The organism is Blautia sp. SF-50 (assembly GCF_900101315.1).
GTDB classification, from domain to species: Bacteria; Bacillota; Clostridia; order Lachnospirales; family Lachnospiraceae; genus Blautia_A; species Blautia_A fusiformis.
Window position 1 is genome coordinate 34,185 of sequence record NZ_FMUW01000003.1, and the last position, 17,305, is coordinate 51,489.

The window sequence follows — 17,305 nt, forward strand, 5'->3', positions numbered from 1 at the left end:
CTGCCTGAAAACAGTCATAGAGAAAGGAATTACAAACATTGAACAAGAGAAACTACCAGAAAGAACTGGATAAACTGATTGAAAGAAACCAGAAAGAAGGGAAAACCCCCAGACTTTTTCTGCATGCCTGCTGTGCGCCATGCAGCAGCTATGTGATGGAATATCTATCGCAGTATTTTGAAATCACGATATTTTTTTATAATCCCAATATCGCACCGGTGGAGGAATATTCACACCGCGTGGCTGAGATCCGCCGCCTGATCGGGGAGATGGAATTTGTCCATCCGGTAACTCTTATGGAGGGCCGGTATGACCCGAAGGAATTTTATGAAATGGCAAAAGGCCTGGAAGATGTTCCGGAAGGAGGAGAGAGGTGCTTTCGGTGTTACCGTCTGCGGATGGAAGAGGCGGCAAAACTGGCGAAGGAGGGCGGATATGATTATTTCACCACAACCTTAAGTATCAGTCCGCTGAAAAATGCACAGAAGATCAATGAGATTGGCGAGGAGCTGGCAGAAATCTATAAAGTGCCACATCTGACTTCGGATTTTAAGAAAAAGAATGGCTACAAGCGTTCTATTGAACTGTCTCATGAGCATGCTCTGTACCGGCAGAATTATTGCGGCTGTGTATTTTCAAAGAAAGAAGCCATGGACAGAGAACGGCTGGTTACTGAGAATCGAGTGAACAGTAACAACGGCTGAAGACAGCAAACGTATAATTATGAAAAACTTTGCATTTTTATAAAAATATGTTACACTAACACAGAAAAGTGCAGACGTCCGGGAGACGGAGCTCGTGTATGTCCGGAGAAGACAGTTCTGCCGCAAAAAAGAAAAGTGAGGAAGAATCAATATGGCACAGTTATGGGGAGGCCGTTTTACAAAAGAAACGGACAAGCTGGTTTACAATTTTAACGCATCCATTTCCTTTGATCAAAAATTTTACAGACAGGATATCCGTGGAAGCAAGGCACATGTTGCCATGCTTGCAAAACAGGGGATCCTGACAGAGGAAGAAAAGGAGCAGATCACAGAAGGACTGGACGGTATCCTTGCAGACGTGGAAGCAGGCAAGCTGGAGATCACAGCGGAGTATGAGGATATCCACAGCTTCGTGGAGGCAAACCTGATCGACCGTATCGGAGATGCCGGAAAGAAGCTTCACACAGGAAGAAGCCGTAATGACCAGGTAGCTCTGGATATGAAGCTTTATGTCCGCGACGAGATCGATGAGACAGATAAGGAGCTGAAGGACCTTCTTCTTGCCCTGCAGAAGATCATGGAAGAGAATGTTCACACCTACATGCCGGGATTTACCCACCTTCAGAAGGCACAGCCGGTAACTCTGGCACACCATGTAGGCGCATATTTTGAGATGTTCCGCAGAGACCGTGACAGACTTTTTGATATCCGTAAGAGAATGAATACCTGTCCGCTTGGAGCGGGAGCACTGGCAGGAACCACTTATCCGTTGGATCGTGCCTATACTGCAGAGCTTCTCGGCTTTGATGCACCAACCAGAAACAGTATGGATTCCGTATCTGACAGAGATTATGTCATCGAGCTTCTCAGTGCGTTTTCTACGATCATGATGCATCTGAGCCGTTTTTCAGAGGAGATCATTCTGTGGAATTCCAATGAGTACCGTTTCGTTGAGATCGATGACGCATACAGCACAGGCAGCAGTATCATGCCGCAGAAGAAGAATCCGGATATCGCAGAGCTTGTCCGTGGAAAAACAGGCCGTGTTTATGGAGCGCTGACATCTATTCTCACAACCATGAAGGGAATCCCGCTTGCATACAACAAAGATATGCAGGAAGACAAGGAGCTGACCTTTGATGCCATCGACACTGTAAAGGGCTGTATCGCCCTGTTTACCGGCATGGTTTCCACTATGCAGTTCAACAAAGCCAACATGGAGGCAAGTGCAAAGAGAGGCTTTACAAACGCCACAGACGCAGCAGACTATCTGGTTAACCACGGTGTACCGTTCCGTGATGCTCACGGCATCGTCGGAAGACTGGTCCTTCTCTGTCTGGATAAGGGAATCTCTCTGGATGAGCTTCCGCTTTCCGAGTACAAAGAGATCAGTCCTGTGTTTGAGGAGGACATCTATGAAGCCATCAGTATGAAGACCTGCGTGGAAAAACGTGTGACTCTGGGAGCGCCGGGACCGGACGTGATGGAGCAGGTGATCGCTCAGAATAAAGAATATCTTGAAAAAAATTAAGATAATGCTTGCATTTTAGAAAAAATTGGTATAGTATTTACAGAAAAGACAAATGTGTGCCATGGAGGGACACAAGATGAGGAGAGTTTTATTATGAGTGAAAAGCTTAAAGTCGGTATTTTAGGTGCAACTGGAATGGTTGGTCAGAGATTCATTTCTCTTCTGGAGAATCACCCGTGGTTTGAGGTGGTTACTGTAGCGGCAAGCCCGAGAAGCGCAGGCAAGACCTACGAGGAGGCTGTAGGCGGCAGATGGAAAATGGATACTCCGATGCCGGAGGCAGTAAAGAAGCTGGTTGTTATGGATATCCACGAGGTTGAGAAGGTTGCAGCTACTGTTGACTTTGTATTTTCCGCAGTTGATATGACTAAGGATGAGATCAAGGCGATCGAGGAAGAATATGCAAAGACAGAGACACCGGTTGTGTCCAACAACAGCGCACACCGCTGGACACCGGACGTTCCGATGGTAGTTCCGGAAATCAATCCGGAGCACTTCGAGGTTATCGAATTCCAGAAGAAACGTCTCGGAACAAAACGCGGCTTTGTAGCTGTTAAACCGAACTGCTCTATCCAGAGCTACGCTCCGGTACTTACCGCATGGAAAGAGTTCGAGCCGTATGAAGTAGTTGCCACTACATACCAGGCTATTTCCGGAGCAGGAAAAACCTTCAAGGACTGGCCGGAGATGGAGCACAACATCATTCCGTACATCGGTGGTGAGGAAGAGAAGAGTGAGAAGGAGCCATTAAGACTCTGGGGCAAGATCGAGGACGGCGTGATCGTTCCGGCTACCACACCTGTCATCACATGCCAGTGTGTACGTGTTCCGGTCCTCAACGGACATACAGCAGCTGTATTCGTTAAATTCCGCAAGAAACCTACCAAAGAGCAGCTGATCCAGAAGCTGGTTGAGTTTAAGGGACTTCCGCAGGAGCTTGAGCTTCCAAGCGCTCCGAAGCAGTTCATCCAGTATCTTGAGGAGGACAACCGTCCGCAGGTACAGATGGATGTAAACTATGAGAATGGAATGGGAGTATCTGTAGGACGTCTTCGTGAGGATACTGTTTATGATTACAAGTTCATCGGACTTTCCCATAACACAGTAAGAGGTGCCGCAGGCGGAGCAGTTCTCTGTGCAGAAACTCTGAAAGCGAAAGGATATATCCAGGCTAAATAAGAACTGGATCCTTTACAGGAAATAAAGAAAATCATCAGAAACGGGATATCGGTTTTTCCGGTGTCCTGTTTTTGCGTATATGGAAGGAACAAAGGAGATATGCGCAGAAAAGTAATTACTACAGTTGTGACATTTTCCACAACCACGGCTGCCATGAAAATGGAAAAAATGGCCAGGAAATCTGAATTTCCGGGAAGGCTGATCCCGATCCCTTCAGAGATCAGTGCCCAGTGCGGACTGGCATGGAAATGCGTGGAGCAATCAGAGGAGGAAACAGAAAATTTCCTGAAAAAAAAGGAACTGGCCTGGGATGGCATCTATCGTGTTCTGGTATAAAACGGATATTGTTTGTTGTATGTAACAAAACGGAAATTTTTGAAAATTTTCGCATTTTTATTGTTAAATAATTAGTAAAGTGTTACAATATAACAAGCAGATTTCCGGAAAGCGTGTTGCTGTGAACAAAGAAGCAGCAACAAAGTGCCACGCTTGCTAAAAATATGTGGAGGTGCTATTTATGAACAGGGAGGATGTAGAGAAACTGTCAACCGCTGCGAAGGGTAAGATAAACTTACTGAACAGCAATTTCGGAAAATACTTTATGCGGGCGATCATGGCCGGATTTTTTATTGATGTGGCGATGATCTACAGTAACGTTGTTGGAAATGTATTTTCCAAGACATTCCCGGAATGGGGGAAATTCCTTGGAGCCATCGTGTTCTCTATTGCGGTCCTGCTGATCGCAATGGTAGGAGGAGAGCTGTTTACCGGTAACAATCTGGTAATGGCTTTTGGTGCGTATGACAAGAGCGTATCATGGAAAGATGTTGGAAAGGTCTGGGGAATCAGTTACATCGGCAATTTTGTGGGATGCCTGATCCTGGCGCTGATCTTTGTAGGTGCCGGAGCGTCCGGTACAGCAGATTATTTTGCCGGATTTATAAACGGAAAACTGAGTATTCCGGCAGGACAGATGTTTTTCCGTGCGGTACTTTGTAATTTCTTCGTCTGTCTTGCTGTTCTCTGCGGCATTAAGCTGAAGAGTGAGTCAGGCAAGTTCCTGATGATCGTGATCTGTATTTCAGGTTTCGTTGTCAGCGGATTTGAGCATTGTATTGCAAATATGGGTATTTTTACAGTTGCATTCTGTATGGTGCCAGGATTGTCTGTCGGCGCTATGCTTAAAAGCATGGTGATCGTAACACTGGGAAATATAGTTGGCGGAGCTGTGCTTCTGGCATGGCCGCTTAGAAAGATGAGTGCAGATAAATAGTATGGCAAAGGCTTTATACATAGCGGAGAAGCCCAGCGTGGCACAGGAATTTGCGAAGGCTTTGAAGATCAACGGTCAGAGAAAAGACGGATATCTGGAATCTGATGATTCTGTGGTAACCTGGTGTGTAGGACATCTGGTTACCATGAGCTATCCCGAAAAATATGATATCAAGTTTAAAAGGTGGAGTTTTGATACCCTGCCTTTTTTGCCGCGCGAATTCAAATATGAAGTGATCCCCGGGGTCAAAAAGCAGTTCGAGATCGTAAAAGGACTGCTGAACCGGCCGGATGTGGATACCATTTATGTGTGTACCGACTCCGGACGTGAGGGTGAATATATCTACCGTCTGGTAGCCCAGATGGCAGGAGTAAAGGGAAAAGTCCAGAAACGTGTGTGGATCGATTCCCAGACAGAGGAAGAGATCTTAAGAGGGATCCGTGAAGCGAAGGACATCTCGGAGTATGATAATCTGGCAGCGTCTGCGTATCTCCGCGCAAAGGAAGATTATCTTATGGGAATCAATTTTTCCAGAGTTCTGACCCTGCGCTACGGAAGCAGTGTCACCAATTATCTCCATTCCAAATATCAGGCTATTGCAGTTGGGCGTGTGATGACCTGTGTTCTTGGCATGGTGGTGCGGAGAGAACGGGAGATCCGTGTCTTTGTGAAGACACCCTTCTATCGTGTCCTTGGCAGTATTGGACTTGCAGGCGAAAATTTTGACGGTGAATGGAGAGCTGTGGAAGGCAGCAGGTATTTTCAGTCCCCGTATCTTTATAAAGAAAACGGCTTCAGGAAAAAAGAGCATGCACAGATGCTGATCGATCAGCTGATGGTGAACCAGCCCCTTTCCTGTATTGTGGAAAAGGTGGAACGAAAAAAAGAAAACAAAAATCCGCCGCTTCTTTTTAACCTGGCGGAGCTTCAGAATGTGTGCTCAAAGCTGTTTAAGATCAGTCCGGACGAGACACTCCGGATCGTACAGGAGCTTTATGAGAAGAAGCTGGTGACTTATCCGAGAACGGATGCCAGAGTTCTTTCCACGGCAGTGGCCAAGGAGATATACAAGAATATATCCGGTCTTCGAAATTATCAGCAGGCCGGTGCTGCGGCGGCAGAGGTTTTGGGGATGGAATCCTGGAAAAGCATTGCAAAGACCAGATATGTGAATGACAAGCAGATCACAGACCATTATGCGATCATTCCTACCGGTCAGGGATTGAATGCACTGGGAAGCGTGTCTCTTACTGCGCAGCGTGTGTACGAGACTATTGTACGGAGATTTTTGTGTATTTTTTATCCGCCGGCCGTTTATCAGAAGGTGAGTCTTGTGACGAAACTGGACGGCGAGGCATTCTTTTCATCCTTTAAGGTTCTCAAAGAAGAAGGCTATCTGAAGATCGCCACGAATTCTTTTTCGCAGAAAAGGGCTTCAGACAGTGAGAAAAATAGAAATGGAGAGGAAGACGAGGTTTCCTGTGATACTGTGCTCCTGGAGGCGTTGCAGAAGCTGAAAAAGGGTGATATACTTCCTGTGAACGGTTTGAGTATCAAGGAGGGTGAGACTTCACCGCCCAAACGATACAATTCCGGTTCCATGATCCTTGCCATGGAAAATGCAGGACAGCTGATCGAGGATGAGGAGCTTCGAGCCCAGATCAAGGGAAGCGGGATCGGCACCAGTGCTACCCGTGCCGAGATCCTGAAGAAGCTTTTTAACATCAAATATCTGGCACTGAACAAAAAGACCCAGGTGATCACTCCAACACTTCTTGGGGAAATGATCTTCGATGTGGTAAATTGTTCTATCCGGCAGCTTCTGAACCCGGAGCTTACGGCAAGCTGGGAAAAGGGCCTCACCTATGTGGCAGAGGGCAGCATCACGGAACAGGAATATATGGACAAGCTGGAGCATTTTGTGCGGGTACGTACCCGGCAGGTGGAGGCAAGCAATTATCAGTATAACCTGCGGCAGTTTTTTGATGCGGCCGCTGTAAACTACAGGAAGCCGGAGCGAGCTTCCGGACAGGGAGGAAAGAGATCATCATGATGAAAGATTTTACTATCAGCAATATGCTGGATCTGAATGAGACCATTGCAGCAGAGCTTTTTGAGGGAAAAACCTATCCGTGGGAGGTTCTTCCGGAGATCGGAGATTTCATTATTAAGCTGGGAAAAACACTGGATCCTTCTGAATATGAGGAGAAGGGCGAAAATGTATGGATCGCAAGGTCCGCTACAGTTGCGCCGACTGCAAGTATCACCGGACCGGCTATCATTGGCAGAGACGCCGAGGTGCGCCATTGTGCATTTATCCGCGGCAAGGCTATCGTTGGTGAGGGCGCAGTTGTGGGAAATTCCACAGAGCTTAAGAATGCAGTGCTGTTTAACAAGGTTCAGGTTCCTCATTATAATTATGTTGGAGATGCTGTGCTGGGATATAAGTCCCACATGGGTGCCGGATCGATCTGTTCCAACGTAAAATCAGACAAGAAGCTGGTTGTCGTAAAAGACGGGGATGAAGAGATCGAAACCGGTCTTAAGAAATTCGGAGCGATGCTCGGAGATCATGTTGAAGTCGGATGCGGTTCTGTGCTGAATCCCGGTACTGTGATCGGACGGAATTCTAATATCTACCCGCTGTCACCGGTACGTGGATGTGTTCCTGCAGATTCCATTTATAAAAATGCAAAAGAGATCGTAAAGAAAAAATAAGAAACAGATTCTTCTGGACACGCATTTAGGCTGCACTTTTGAGAGAGTGCAGCTTTTTTGATGGGGTGATGGATGCAACAGTATTGGTCGTGGAAGGATGAACCGACCGGGAGCGGGCGGGATTAAGATAAAAACAAAAGCTGTCGAAGTATGACCAGTCCTATAATATGGACTGGGTAAAACCAGTAAAAGAAATATTTTGCTGATTTTCCGCGGATGAAGCCTCTTTTTCCATTGTACAGGTTAATGGACAGAAAGGCAAAGGAGGCTCTCCATTCATAGTAAAGCCAGCAGCTTCCGAGGATTGCCTGGCCTGGCTTATCGTTTCGCATATAGAACATGATCAGCAGGAAGATATACCCCCGCCATCCATAGTCTGCTTTCAGAAAAATGGAAATGACAAGCAGTCCAAGGATGCAGAGAAGCTGCATCGAAGGTCTGGCCTGGAAATATTCAATGGCACAAAAGGCCAGATATCCGAGGAAAAGCGTAAAAAACACATTTTGTCTTTCGTAACGCAGCGTATTTGTAAACATCAGATTCCACGGAATTTCTGAGAGCAGCGCAAAAAGAAGGAGATTTCTTCCATAGAGGAACCGGCTCCGTGTATGACGGAAGCCTTCCAGCAGGAGAAAACAGAAGATGGGAAAAGCAGCTCTTCCGATATCGCGGAAAATAAGATATACAGTATATTCTCTGCCGAAAAGTGTAAACAGGATTTTCTGTGCAGGCTGATACATACTGAGCAGCACAGCTCCGATATGATCGATCAGCATGGTGATGATCGCGATCATCTTCAGAGCGCTTCCGCTGAGAATGCGGTATTTTTCTGGAAAAACAGAATCCACAGATGCATTCATGAAAAATATACCTCCAAGGTTAAACTTGCTAATATATTATCACATACATACAGTAGTTGCCAGAAATATTTGACAGTTAGGCATGCAATACTGCCGGAATAACTACCAATATTATGCGTTTTATGGCAAAATTTTATCAAATATGACTGGACGAAACAAAGGTTTTGTGAGAAAATAGCCATAGGGTGTTATCGAACTTTTTTTCTCAATAACATCGGTCAATCTATACTTGAAAGGAGTTTTAAAATGATTTATTCACGCGAAGTAGAAGAAATGTGTCCAGTGGCACAGGGCGTACATCATGGTGCCGCTCCGATCCCGGAAGAAGCAAAATGGGTTCAGGCAAAAGAAGTAAAGGATATCTCCGGATTTACACACGGTGTTGGCTGGTGTGCTCCGCAGCAGGGTGCTTGTAAGCTTTCCCTTAACGTTAAAGAGGGAATCATCCAGGAGGCACTTGTTGAGACGATCGGATGTTCAGGAATGACTCACTCTGCAGCTATGGCTTCTGAGATCCTTCCAGGACTTACCGTTATGGAGGCGCTGAACACAGACCTTGTATGTGATGCAATCAATACAGCTATGAGAGAGCTTTTCCTTCAGATCGTTTACGGACGTTCCCAGTCTGCATTCTCCGAGGACGGACTTGCAGTAGGAGCTGGTCTTGAGGACCTTGGAAAAGGACTTCGTTCTCAGGTTGGTACAATGTATGGAACTCTGAAAAAAGGACCTCGTTACCTTGAGATGGCTGAGGGTTATGTTACAGGTATCGCTCTTGATGAGAACGATGAGATCATCGGATATCAGTTCGTAAGCCTTGGAAAAATGACTGACTTCATTAAGAAAGGTGATGACCCGAACACAGCATGGGAGAAAGCAAAAGGTCAGTACGGTCGTGTTGCAGATGCTGTTAAGATCATCGACCCAAGAAAAGAGTAATTACACTTCGTAAGGTAAAAATATCAGGAGGTTACAGGAAATGGCTTTATTTGAATCATATGAGAGACGAATTGACAAGATCAATTCTGTTTTAAACAGCTATGGAATCGCTTCTATCGAAGAAGCTGAGAAAATCACTAAAGACGCAGGACTGAACGTTTACGATCAGATCAAAGGCATTCAGCCGATCTGCTTCGAGAACGCTTGCTGGGCTTACACAGTAGGTGCAGCTATCGCGATCAAAAAAGGCTGCAGAAGAGCCGCTGACGCAGCAGCAGCTATCGGAGAAGGCCTTCAGGCTTTCTGTATCCCGGGATCCGTTGCAGACACACGTAAAGTAGGTCTTGGACATGGAAACCTTGGAAAGATGCTTCTTGAGGAAGAGACAGACTGCTTCTGCTTCCTTGCAGGACATGAGTCCTTCGCAGCAGCTGAGGGTGCTATCGGTATCGCCGAGAAAGCAAACAAAGTTCGTAAAAAACCTCTTCGTGTTATCCTGAACGGTCTTGGAAAAGACGCTGCTCAGATCATCTCCCGTATCAACGGCTTTACATATGTAGAGACAGAGTATGATCCATATAAGAACGAGGTTAAGGAAGTATTCCGTAAATCCTATTCAGAGGGACTTCGTGCAAAAGTTAACTGCTACGGCGCTAACAGCGTTCCGGAAGGTGTTGCGATCATGTGGAAAGAGGGCGTTGACGTTTCCATCACAGGAAACTCTACAAACCCGACTCGTTTCCAGCATCCGGTAGCAGGAACATACAAAAAAGAGTGCAACGAGAAAGGTAAAAAATACTTCTCCGTTGCTTCCGGCGGTGGTACAGGACGTACACTTCATCCGGACAACATGGCAGCAGGTCCTGCTTCCTACGGTATGACTGATACACTTGGACGTATGCATTCTGACGCTCAGTTCGCAGGATCTTCTTCCGTACCGGCTCACGTAGAGATGATGGGTCTTATCGGCGCTGGAAACAACCCGATGGTTGGTATGACAGTTGCTGTAGCTGTTTCCGTACAGGAAGCTGCTGACGCTGGCAAGTTCTAATAAAACCTTTTTAATTAAAGAGTCAACAAACCTTGAAAGTACCGTAGTTCCAAGGGCTGCGGTACTTTTCTTAATTTTGATCGTAAAAAAGAAGATGTAATTTGAGTCAGTGTGAGAAGTCTTGAAAATGGTAAGATAGGCAACAGGTAGGTAACAAGTAGGTAACAGAGCGAAGGAAACAAAAAGAAGAGCCGATCACAGCCCCTTTCATTGATTAAGAATTAACGATATCATCAATCTTCTTAAGTTCTTCATCTGAAAAATCAGTATGTCCGATTATCTTGATATTATCAAGAATCTGCTCAGGTTTTGAAGCTCCAATTAGGACACTTGTTACTTTATCATCTTTTAGAATCCAGCTAAGAGCCATCTCGGCAAGCGTCTGTCCTCTTTCCATAGCAATTTCGTTAAGTGCCTGAATCTGGGAAAGCTTTTCTGATGTAAGTGCAGTCTCATTAAGGAATCGTCCGTCAGTGGCAATTCTGCTATCAGCAGGGATACCATTGAGGTAGCGCTTCGTAAGAAGTCCCTGTGCGAGAGGAGAGAAAGCTATGATACCTTTTCCAAGCTCATAGGCAGTGTCCTTAAGCCCGTTATTCTCAATTGTTCTGTCAAAGATAGAATAACGGTTCTGGTTGATTACGAAAGGACATTTCAAATCGGTTAGGATTTCTGTAGCTTTTTTAAGTGTGGGACCATCATAATTTGAAAGACCTACATAAAGGGCTTTTCCACTTCGAACGATAGAGTCAAGAGCACCCATAGTCTCCTCAAGTGGTGTCTCAGGATCCATTCTGTGATGATAGAAGATATCGACATAATCAAGTCCAAGTCGCTTAAGACTCTGGTCCAGGCTTGCAATAAGGTACTTGCGGCTTCCCCAATTGCCATAAGGTCCTTCCCACATATCAAATCCGGCCTTTGTGCTGATGAGCATTTCATCTCGGTATGGATGAAGTTCTTCCCTGAAAAGCTTGCCGAAATTGCGTTCTGCACTGCCATAAGCAGGCCCATAATTATTGGCAAGGTCAAAATGAGTGATTCCATTGTCAAAAGAGGTAAAGCACATCTGCTTCATATTTTCGTAGATACTTGTATCACCAAAATTGTGCCAGAGTCCAAGTGAAACAACAGGCAGCTTCAAGCCACTTTTACCGCAGCGGTTGTAAACCATTGTGTCGTATCTTTTTTTGTCTGCAATGTACATGTGTATATACCTCCATGATTATATCTTTCTGCTACACTTAGGATATCATATTTTTTCTTCAATTGCATCCAGCTCTTCATTTCAGCCTCTGTTTTCGCTGTATGCGTTACTGTTCACACGATGTGCGACCAGCAACGCATCTCGCCATTTTAAATTGCCTTTGGCGATGGGGCGAGATGCATTCAAGCCAAAACATGCATCCTCCGTGTCAATCAGCGAAGTGATTGACACGGGAGTGAACAGTAACCTGTATGCTACTGCAATTTCTCCAACAATTCCAGATGAAGTTTCTGCACCTTAATCTTTTGTTTTTGTATATTCACTCTTTGAGTGGACTTTCCTCCTTCGATTTTCTTTAAAGCTTTATGCTTCATAAACTCTTCTTTTATATAGTTTTTTCAAAACAACTATAGTAATATAGAGTTATCACAATCTTAGCTTTCTACTATTCAACGGTTCCTTTTCGCCATATCCAGTGGGGTGGGTAAAGATGACCCAATAAGTGAATGTAATTGAAGAAATTAAAAAAAGGACTATTTTTTATGAACAATATAAAAGAAAGAATAAAAATATTTTCAGGGGCGCAGCTTAAATACATTGCTTTTCTATCTATGCTTATCGATCACACAAACAAAGCGTTAATCTATCCGAATTTGGATGGAGGAGCATTGAATCGGTTGAGTGACTTTTTTGATATTTTAGGAAGAATCGCATTTCCAATATTCATCTTCCTTCTCGTGGAAGGCTATTTCCACACAAAAAATAAATGGAAGTATTTAATTACACTTCTTGTATTTGGAGTAATATCAGAAATTCCTTTTGATATGTGTACAACAGCTACATTTTTTGAAGCCAACTGGAACAATATTATGTTTACGTTAGCCTTGGTGCTTGCCATGATCTGGCTGATTGATGTACTCAAGGAAAAGATGGCAGCATTGCCGAAAGCTTTATGGTATTTCGTATCATTTCTCATTGTGGCAGTATTGTGCTTTGCTGCAATGAATCTGGGATTAGATTATGAACACCATGCGGTGCTGATTGGATATTTCTATTATATTTTTCATGACCGACAGGCACTTGCGATTCCATTTTCCTATCTTTCCATGTTCAAAGAACCATGGGCTTTGCTTGGATTTGGCCTGACACTTACTTATAATGGAGAACGTGGAAAACAGAATAAGTGGTTTAATTATCTTTTTTATCCAGTACATTTGCTGATTTTAGGAATTATAAGAATGTGTCTTAAGATTTGAATATGAAATTTAAAAAAGGACTTTTCTTTTAAAATGAACGAAAAGTCCTCTTTTTGCGTAGATGACTGTTATTTCACAGCCCCTTTCTTTGTGTCTAAAGAAAAATAGAACAAATCAGTCTGAGAACGCATGAAAATTTATGCGTAGCTTACAGATAGCTTACACGTAGCTTACATTTTTGGGGAATTTGTGAAATATTTCTTGGAGAAATTCATAAAATAAATCAAAGCGGCAGGGGAGATACTGAGAATATTCATGGAAGCGCTTGTGAATTATATTAAACCGGAATTGCTGATCACAGCAATCGCTTTGTATTTTATGGGGATCGCACTGAAGGAGGCTCAGGCTGTGAAGGACAAATATATTCCGCTGATATTGGGGTGTGCAGGAATCCTTATATGCGGAATTTATGTTTTTGCTACCTGTTCCTGTAAAAATGCACAGGATATTGCAATGGCAGTATTTACATCCACAACACAGGGAGTCCTGGTGGCGGGGCTTTCTACATATGTGAACCAGCTGATCAAACAGCTGGAAAAAGATGAATAATGGATTTTGTAAGGTAGTTTCAGATACTTGCAGCAGCTGCAGGAATTTATGTGCCAGAAGAAAGCCGTTCAGAACAGGATGCAGGTAATTGGCGGAAATGCCATAATTGAGAGTAGGAGAAAATATATCATAAAAAGGAAGGATACATCATGCATGAGCAGATGTATCCTTCCTTTTTGAATTGGTTATTTATGCATTTTTCAGTGCCTGTTCCAGATCTTTGATAATATCATCCACATTTTCGATACCGATGGAAAGACGGATCATTCCAGGAGAAACTCCTGCTTCAACCAACTGCTCGTCGTTCATCTGGCGATGTGTATGGCTGGCTGGGTGAAGGACCATAGTGATGGAAGCAGCAACATGAGTTGCGATGGTGGCAAGCTTCAGACTGTCCATAAAACGGACTGCTGCATCACGGCCACCGGTCAGTTCAAAGGAGATAACGCCGCAGGTACGGCCATCCTTCATATATTTCTGAGCCAGTGCGTGATATTTATCCTCCGGAAGTCCTGCATAATTTACATGAGAAACCTTTTCGTGTGCGTTTAGGTATTCTGCGATCTTCTGGGCATTGGAGCAATGGCGTTCAACACGCAGTGGAAGCGTTTCCAGGCCGAGGTTCAGAAGGAAGCAGTTCATCGGAGACGGAATAGAGCCCAGATCACGCATCAGCTGGGAAGTAGCCTTAGTGATGTAAGCTTTTTTTCCAAACTGCTTTGTATAGACAACACCGTGATAGGATTCATCCGGCTCTGTCAGACCGTGATATTTATGGCCATAGGCATCCCAGTCGAAGTTACCGCTGTCGACAATGGCGCCGCCTACCTGAACGGCATGCCCGTCCATATATTTGGTGGTGGAGTGGGTAACGATATCTGCACCCCACTCGAAGGGACGGCAGTTTACCGGTGTGGCAAAGGTGTTATCCACAATAAGAGGTACGCCGTTCTGGTGTGCAACGTGTGCAAATTTCTCGATGTCCAGGACGACCAGAGCCGGATTGGCGATGGTTTCTGCAAAAAGAACCTTTGTGTTCGGTTTAAATGCGGCAGCAATCTCTTCTTCTGTTGCATCGGTATCAACAAAGGTGCAGTCAATGCCAAGCTTCTTGAAGGTGACGGCAAGAAGGTTGAAGGTTCCTCCGTAAATGGTAGAAGCGGCAACAACGTGATCGCCTGCCTCACAGATATTAAATACTGCGTAGAAGTTGGCTGCCTGTCCGGAAGAAGTTAGGATCGCAGCAACACCGCCTTCCAGATCTGCGATCTTTGCAGCTACGGCATCGTTGGTCGGGTTCTGGAGACGGGTGTAAAAATATCCGTCTGCCTTCAGATCAAATAACTGGCCCATTTCGTCAGTGGTGTCATATTTGTAAGTAGTGCTTTGATAGATAGGAAGTGCACAGGGCTCGCCCTTGGATGGGGTATAGCCGGAGTGGATACATTTAGTTTCTAAATTATAGTCGCTCATAGGGATAAGTCCTTTCTGCTGTGTTTTTCGTATGAATTTAACCGAATCAGGGAAGTTTGCCTGCGTTTCAGGGATTTCTGAGGGAAGCTTTGATCCTTACAGTTCGGTTAAATAAAGTATGAAAAATGCATTTGTGTATTTTAAATAAAACTACATACAAGTATAACTCTTTATGTGTTGAAATACAATAATATTCTACATAAACTCTACTAGGGTATAAGGGAAATGAAATATTGCGTTCTGGTGCACATAATAAAACGCTATATGATCAACGTTTATAATAAGCATAGTAAGTCATTTTATAGATGCGAAAATGTGAGTGAATGCCGAAAAAATACTGTAAAACAAACAAAATATGTGAATGAAGTAACAAATAGTGAAAATCGCATAAAAACAAAATGGAAATTTTGTACAAAAAAGACATTGCGTTCACGTGCACAAAATGATAATATAACATCATCAAAAAGAACACAAAAACAGAAAACAATAAAAAATGAACGGAGGAATTTAAAATGTTAAGAGTAGGAGTTATCGGATGCGGCGGAATGGGAAGAGATCATATCAGAAGACTGACAGAGAAGATTCAGGGAGCAGAAGTAGTAGCTGTTTCCGATGTATTTGAGGAAAGTGCCAGGAAAGCAGCCGAGATCTGCGGAGCAAAAGTCTATGCAGACAGTAAGGAGCTCATCAATGCAGAGAACGTAGATGCAGTATTTATCGTATCTCCGGGCTTTGCACATGTAGATTCTCTTCTTCAGGCAATCGAGGCCGGCAAGAGGATTTTCTGTGAGAAACCATTATGTACAACTGCTGAGGACTGCCTGAAAGTAGTAAAGGCAGAGGAGGCAGCCGGCAAACATCTCATCCAGCTTGGATTTATGAGACGCTATGACAAGGGATATCAGCAGATCAAGGAAGCACTTGCAACCGGAGAATACGGCGAGCCGCTGATCCTTCACTGTACACACAGAAATCCGGAGGTAGGTACCAATTACAATACACCAATGGCTGTGCACGATACCGCAATCCATGAGATCGATGTCCTTCACTGGCTTGTAGATGATGAGTATGAATCAGCACAGGTAGTAATGCCAAAAGTGACGAAATATTCCCACTCCGAGCTGAAAGATCCGCAGATCATGATGCTTCGTACTAAAAAAGGTGTATGCATTGATGTAGAAGTATTTGTTAACTGCAAGTTCGGATATGATATCAACTGTGAAGTTGTATGCGAGGATGGTGCACTGAAAATGGCACAGCCGGCTTACCCGTCTATCCGCAAGAATGCGGCAGTGTCCACTGCTATTGACACAGACTGCTTCGTAAGATTTAAAGACGCTTATGATAAAGAGGTTCAGGACTGGGTTGATAACGCAGAGGCAGGAGTGATCACAGGACCGAATGCATGGGATGGATACCTGGCAGCGATCACTGCAGATGCTCTTGTAAAAGCGCAGGAAACCGGACAGATCGAAAAGATCGTTACAGCGGTTGAGAAGCCGGAATTTTATAAATAAATATATTTTACGAGCTCCACCTCATCAAGTGTGAGTTATCATACCAACTTATTGCTACAGACTTCCCCAATGAGTCTGCGGCGGCAGTTACCGGCCGGATCCGATTCCGCTTCGGCTTTGTTGAAACTGCAGTGGAAAACCTGCCGGTGAGATTAACTGGAAAAATTGGCTGAAAAGTAAAAACATATGGAGGGTATTGAAGATGAAATTAGGATTTAATGAAGCAACTGCACTGGAATGTAAAGGACAGTCTCTTATGGCAGACCTGGAGATGTGCGAGAAATATGGTTTTGATTATATTGAGATCCGCTTTGACTGCGTAAAGGACTATCTCAAAGAGCATACACTGGAAGAACTTGCAGACTGGTTTAAGAATCATCATCTGAAACCATGGGCATACAACACTCTGATCTTCTTTAACCAGAGAGATGAGGCAGGGGAAAAAGAGATTGACGAAGAAGTTGATTTTATCCTGAAGGTTTCCAAAGCGATCGGAATGAAAATGCTGATCACCGTTCCAAGCTTTGATGTAAAAGACAAATCTGTCAGTGAGATCAAAGAAGAAGCAGTTGCACGTCTTCGTTATCTTTCCGATAAGGTTGGCGCGGATATGAAGATCTCCTTGGAGTTCTGTGGTGCACCGAACTGCTCCATCAATCAGTTTGGAACAGCCTATGATGTGGTAAAAGCAGTAGACAGAGATAATGTAGGCGTTACCGTGGATACCTTCCATTTCCATGAGATGTGCTCCCGCCTTGAGGACCTGAGGGCTGCTGATGGCAAGAAGATTTTTGCATACCATTTAAATGACTGTGAGGATCTTCCGCTTGGCTCCTGCGGAGACGACAAGAGACTGTGGCCGGGTGAGGGTGTTGTAGATCATGCAGGAATCGCAGCTGCACTGAAGGAGATCGGTTTTGATGGCGTTTGCACCATCGAAGAGTTCCGTCCGGAATACTATGCAATGAGCCATGAGGACAACGTGAAAAAGGCTGCGGAAGTTACCAGAGACTTTGTGCAGAAATATTTCGGATAATTCATTCAGAAA

The 17,305-nt window shown here is 44.4% G+C and carries 16 protein-coding genes; 13 read left to right on the forward strand and 3 right to left on the reverse strand.

The features are described 5' to 3' along the window. Positions 1-38: 38 nt before the first annotated feature. The 7 genes from BLP57_RS02565 (at position 39) to BLP57_RS02595 (ending at position 7,405) form a co-directional block, all read left to right on the forward strand. Entirely contained in the window at positions 39-704 is a 666-nt protein-coding gene (locus BLP57_RS02565) for an epoxyqueuosine reductase QueH (protein ID WP_092069260.1), read from the forward strand. Positions 705-855: 151 nt separating this feature from the next. Further along, positions 856-2,235, forward strand: a complete 1,380-nt coding sequence (gene argH / locus BLP57_RS02570) for an argininosuccinate lyase (RefSeq protein ID WP_015525719.1) — start codon at positions 856-858, stop codon at positions 2,233-2,235. A gap of 93 nt (positions 2,236-2,328) precedes the next feature. After that, the gene (gene asd, locus BLP57_RS02575; RefSeq protein ID WP_015525720.1) at positions 2,329-3,414 is read left to right on the forward strand and encodes an aspartate-semialdehyde dehydrogenase; all 1,086 of its coding nucleotides are present in this window, start codon (positions 2,329-2,331) and stop codon (positions 3,412-3,414) included. Between the two features lie 99 nt (positions 3,415-3,513). After that, positions 3,514-3,750 carry a DUF3343 domain-containing protein gene (locus BLP57_RS02580; RefSeq protein ID WP_092069263.1) on the forward strand — a complete coding sequence of 79 codons (237 nt, stop codon included), beginning with the start codon at positions 3,514-3,516 and terminating at the stop codon, positions 3,748-3,750. Positions 3,751-3,931: 181 nt separating this feature from the next. Then, positions 3,932-4,687 (forward strand): formate/nitrite transporter family protein, encoded by a 756-nt coding sequence (locus BLP57_RS02585; protein ID WP_092069266.1) that lies wholly within the window; start codon positions 3,932-3,934, stop codon positions 4,685-4,687. A gap of 1 nt (position 4,688) precedes the next feature. Further along, positions 4,689-6,740: a DNA topoisomerase gene (locus BLP57_RS02590; RefSeq protein ID WP_059086309.1), complete on the forward strand. Its 2,052-nt coding sequence runs from the start codon at positions 4,689-4,691 to the stop codon at positions 6,738-6,740. Further along, positions 6,737-7,405: a UDP-N-acetylglucosamine pyrophosphorylase gene (locus tag BLP57_RS02595; protein ID WP_059086308.1), complete on the forward strand. Its 669-nt coding sequence runs from the start codon at positions 6,737-6,739 to the stop codon at positions 7,403-7,405. The genes BLP57_RS02590 and BLP57_RS02595 overlap by 4 nt, the downstream gene beginning before the upstream one ends. Positions 7,406-7,527: 122 nt before the next feature. On the opposite strand, the gene BLP57_RS02600 is transcribed toward BLP57_RS02595, so the two are convergent. After that, positions 7,528-8,265: a TraX family protein gene (locus tag BLP57_RS02600; RefSeq protein ID WP_092069269.1), complete on the reverse strand. Its 738-nt coding sequence runs from the start codon at positions 8,263-8,265 to the stop codon at positions 7,528-7,530. A gap of 246 nt (positions 8,266-8,511) precedes the next feature. Between BLP57_RS02600 and BLP57_RS02605 the strand changes: the two genes are divergently transcribed. Both BLP57_RS02605 and BLP57_RS02610 read left to right on the forward strand, forming a co-directional pair. After that, complete coding sequence (locus BLP57_RS02605) at positions 8,512-9,204, forward strand: iron-sulfur cluster assembly scaffold protein (protein WP_015525726.1); 693 nt, start codon at positions 8,512-8,514, stop codon at positions 9,202-9,204. Positions 9,205-9,244: 40 nt separating this feature from the next. Beyond that, positions 9,245-10,255, forward strand: a complete 1,011-nt coding sequence (locus BLP57_RS02610; protein ID WP_015525727.1) for a GGGtGRT protein — start codon at positions 9,245-9,247, stop codon at positions 10,253-10,255. A 214-nt stretch (positions 10,256-10,469) separates the two neighbouring features. Here BLP57_RS02610 and BLP57_RS02615 read toward each other — a convergent pair whose 3' ends face one another. Next, a complete protein-coding gene (locus BLP57_RS02615) occupies positions 10,470-11,462 on the reverse strand; it encodes an aldo/keto reductase (RefSeq protein WP_092069272.1) in 993 nt (330 codons plus the stop codon). Positions 11,463-12,004: 542 nt separating this feature from the next. Here BLP57_RS02615 and BLP57_RS02620 point away from each other — a divergent pair. Both BLP57_RS02620 and BLP57_RS02625 read left to right on the forward strand, forming a co-directional pair. Further along, the gene (locus tag BLP57_RS02620; RefSeq protein ID WP_021885873.1) at positions 12,005-12,718 is read left to right on the forward strand and encodes a TraX family protein; all 714 of its coding nucleotides are present in this window, start codon (positions 12,005-12,007) and stop codon (positions 12,716-12,718) included. A 255-nt stretch (positions 12,719-12,973) separates the two neighbouring features. Further along, positions 12,974-13,267, forward strand: coding sequence for a phage holin family protein (locus tag BLP57_RS02625; RefSeq protein WP_092069275.1), 294 nt, complete (start codon positions 12,974-12,976; stop codon positions 13,265-13,267). Between the two features lie 189 nt (positions 13,268-13,456). On the opposite strand, the gene BLP57_RS02630 is transcribed toward BLP57_RS02625, so the two are convergent. Then, positions 13,457-14,740 carry an O-acetylhomoserine aminocarboxypropyltransferase/cysteine synthase family protein gene (locus tag BLP57_RS02630; RefSeq protein WP_092069278.1) on the reverse strand — a complete coding sequence of 428 codons (1,284 nt, stop codon included), beginning with the start codon at positions 14,738-14,740 and terminating at the stop codon, positions 13,457-13,459. Positions 14,741-15,252: 512 nt separating this feature from the next. On the opposite strand from BLP57_RS02630, the gene BLP57_RS02635 reads away from it, so the two are divergent. Both BLP57_RS02635 and BLP57_RS02640 read left to right on the forward strand, forming a co-directional pair. Beyond that, positions 15,253-16,257, forward strand: coding sequence for a Gfo/Idh/MocA family protein (locus BLP57_RS02635; RefSeq protein ID WP_092069281.1), 1,005 nt, complete (start codon positions 15,253-15,255; stop codon positions 16,255-16,257). A 202-nt stretch (positions 16,258-16,459) separates the two neighbouring features. Continuing rightward, positions 16,460-17,293 (forward strand): sugar phosphate isomerase/epimerase family protein, encoded by an 834-nt coding sequence (locus BLP57_RS02640; protein WP_021651116.1) that lies wholly within the window; start codon positions 16,460-16,462, stop codon positions 17,291-17,293. Positions 17,294-17,305 lie beyond the last annotated feature (12 nt).

Bases quoted from the DNA above. Each gene is read 5' to 3' on its own strand.
- argH (WP_015525719.1), top strand. From the start codon at position 856: ATGGCACAGTTATGGGGAGGCCGTTTTACAAAAGAAACGGACAAGCTG.
- asd (WP_015525720.1), top strand. From the start codon at position 2,329: ATGAGTGAAAAGCTTAAAGTCGGTATTTTAGGTGCAACTGGAATGGTT.
- BLP57_RS02580 (WP_092069263.1), top strand. From the start codon at position 3,514: ATGCGCAGAAAAGTAATTACTACAGTTGTGACATTTTCCACAACCACG.
- BLP57_RS02585 (WP_092069266.1), top strand. From the start codon at position 3,932: ATGAACAGGGAGGATGTAGAGAAACTGTCAACCGCTGCGAAGGGTAAG.
- BLP57_RS02590 (WP_059086309.1), top strand. From the start codon at position 4,689: ATGGCAAAGGCTTTATACATAGCGGAGAAGCCCAGCGTGGCACAGGAA.
- BLP57_RS02595 (WP_059086308.1), top strand. From the start codon at position 6,737: ATGATGAAAGATTTTACTATCAGCAATATGCTGGATCTGAATGAGACC.
- BLP57_RS02600 (WP_092069269.1), bottom strand. From the start codon at position 8,265: ATGAATGCATCTGTGGATTCTGTTTTTCCAGAAAAATACCGCATTCTC.
- BLP57_RS02605 (WP_015525726.1), top strand. From the start codon at position 8,512: ATGATTTATTCACGCGAAGTAGAAGAAATGTGTCCAGTGGCACAGGGC.
- BLP57_RS02610 (WP_015525727.1), top strand. From the start codon at position 9,245: ATGGCTTTATTTGAATCATATGAGAGACGAATTGACAAGATCAATTCT.
- BLP57_RS02615 (WP_092069272.1), bottom strand. From the start codon at position 11,462: ATGTACATTGCAGACAAAAAAAGATACGACACAATGGTTTACAACCGC.
- BLP57_RS02620 (WP_021885873.1), top strand. From the start codon at position 12,005: ATGAACAATATAAAAGAAAGAATAAAAATATTTTCAGGGGCGCAGCTT.
- BLP57_RS02625 (WP_092069275.1), top strand. From the start codon at position 12,974: ATGGAAGCGCTTGTGAATTATATTAAACCGGAATTGCTGATCACAGCA.
- BLP57_RS02630 (WP_092069278.1), bottom strand. From the start codon at position 14,740: ATGAGCGACTATAATTTAGAAACTAAATGTATCCACTCCGGCTATACC.
- BLP57_RS02635 (WP_092069281.1), top strand. From the start codon at position 15,253: ATGTTAAGAGTAGGAGTTATCGGATGCGGCGGAATGGGAAGAGATCAT.
- BLP57_RS02640 (WP_021651116.1), top strand. From the start codon at position 16,460: ATGAAATTAGGATTTAATGAAGCAACTGCACTGGAATGTAAAGGACAG.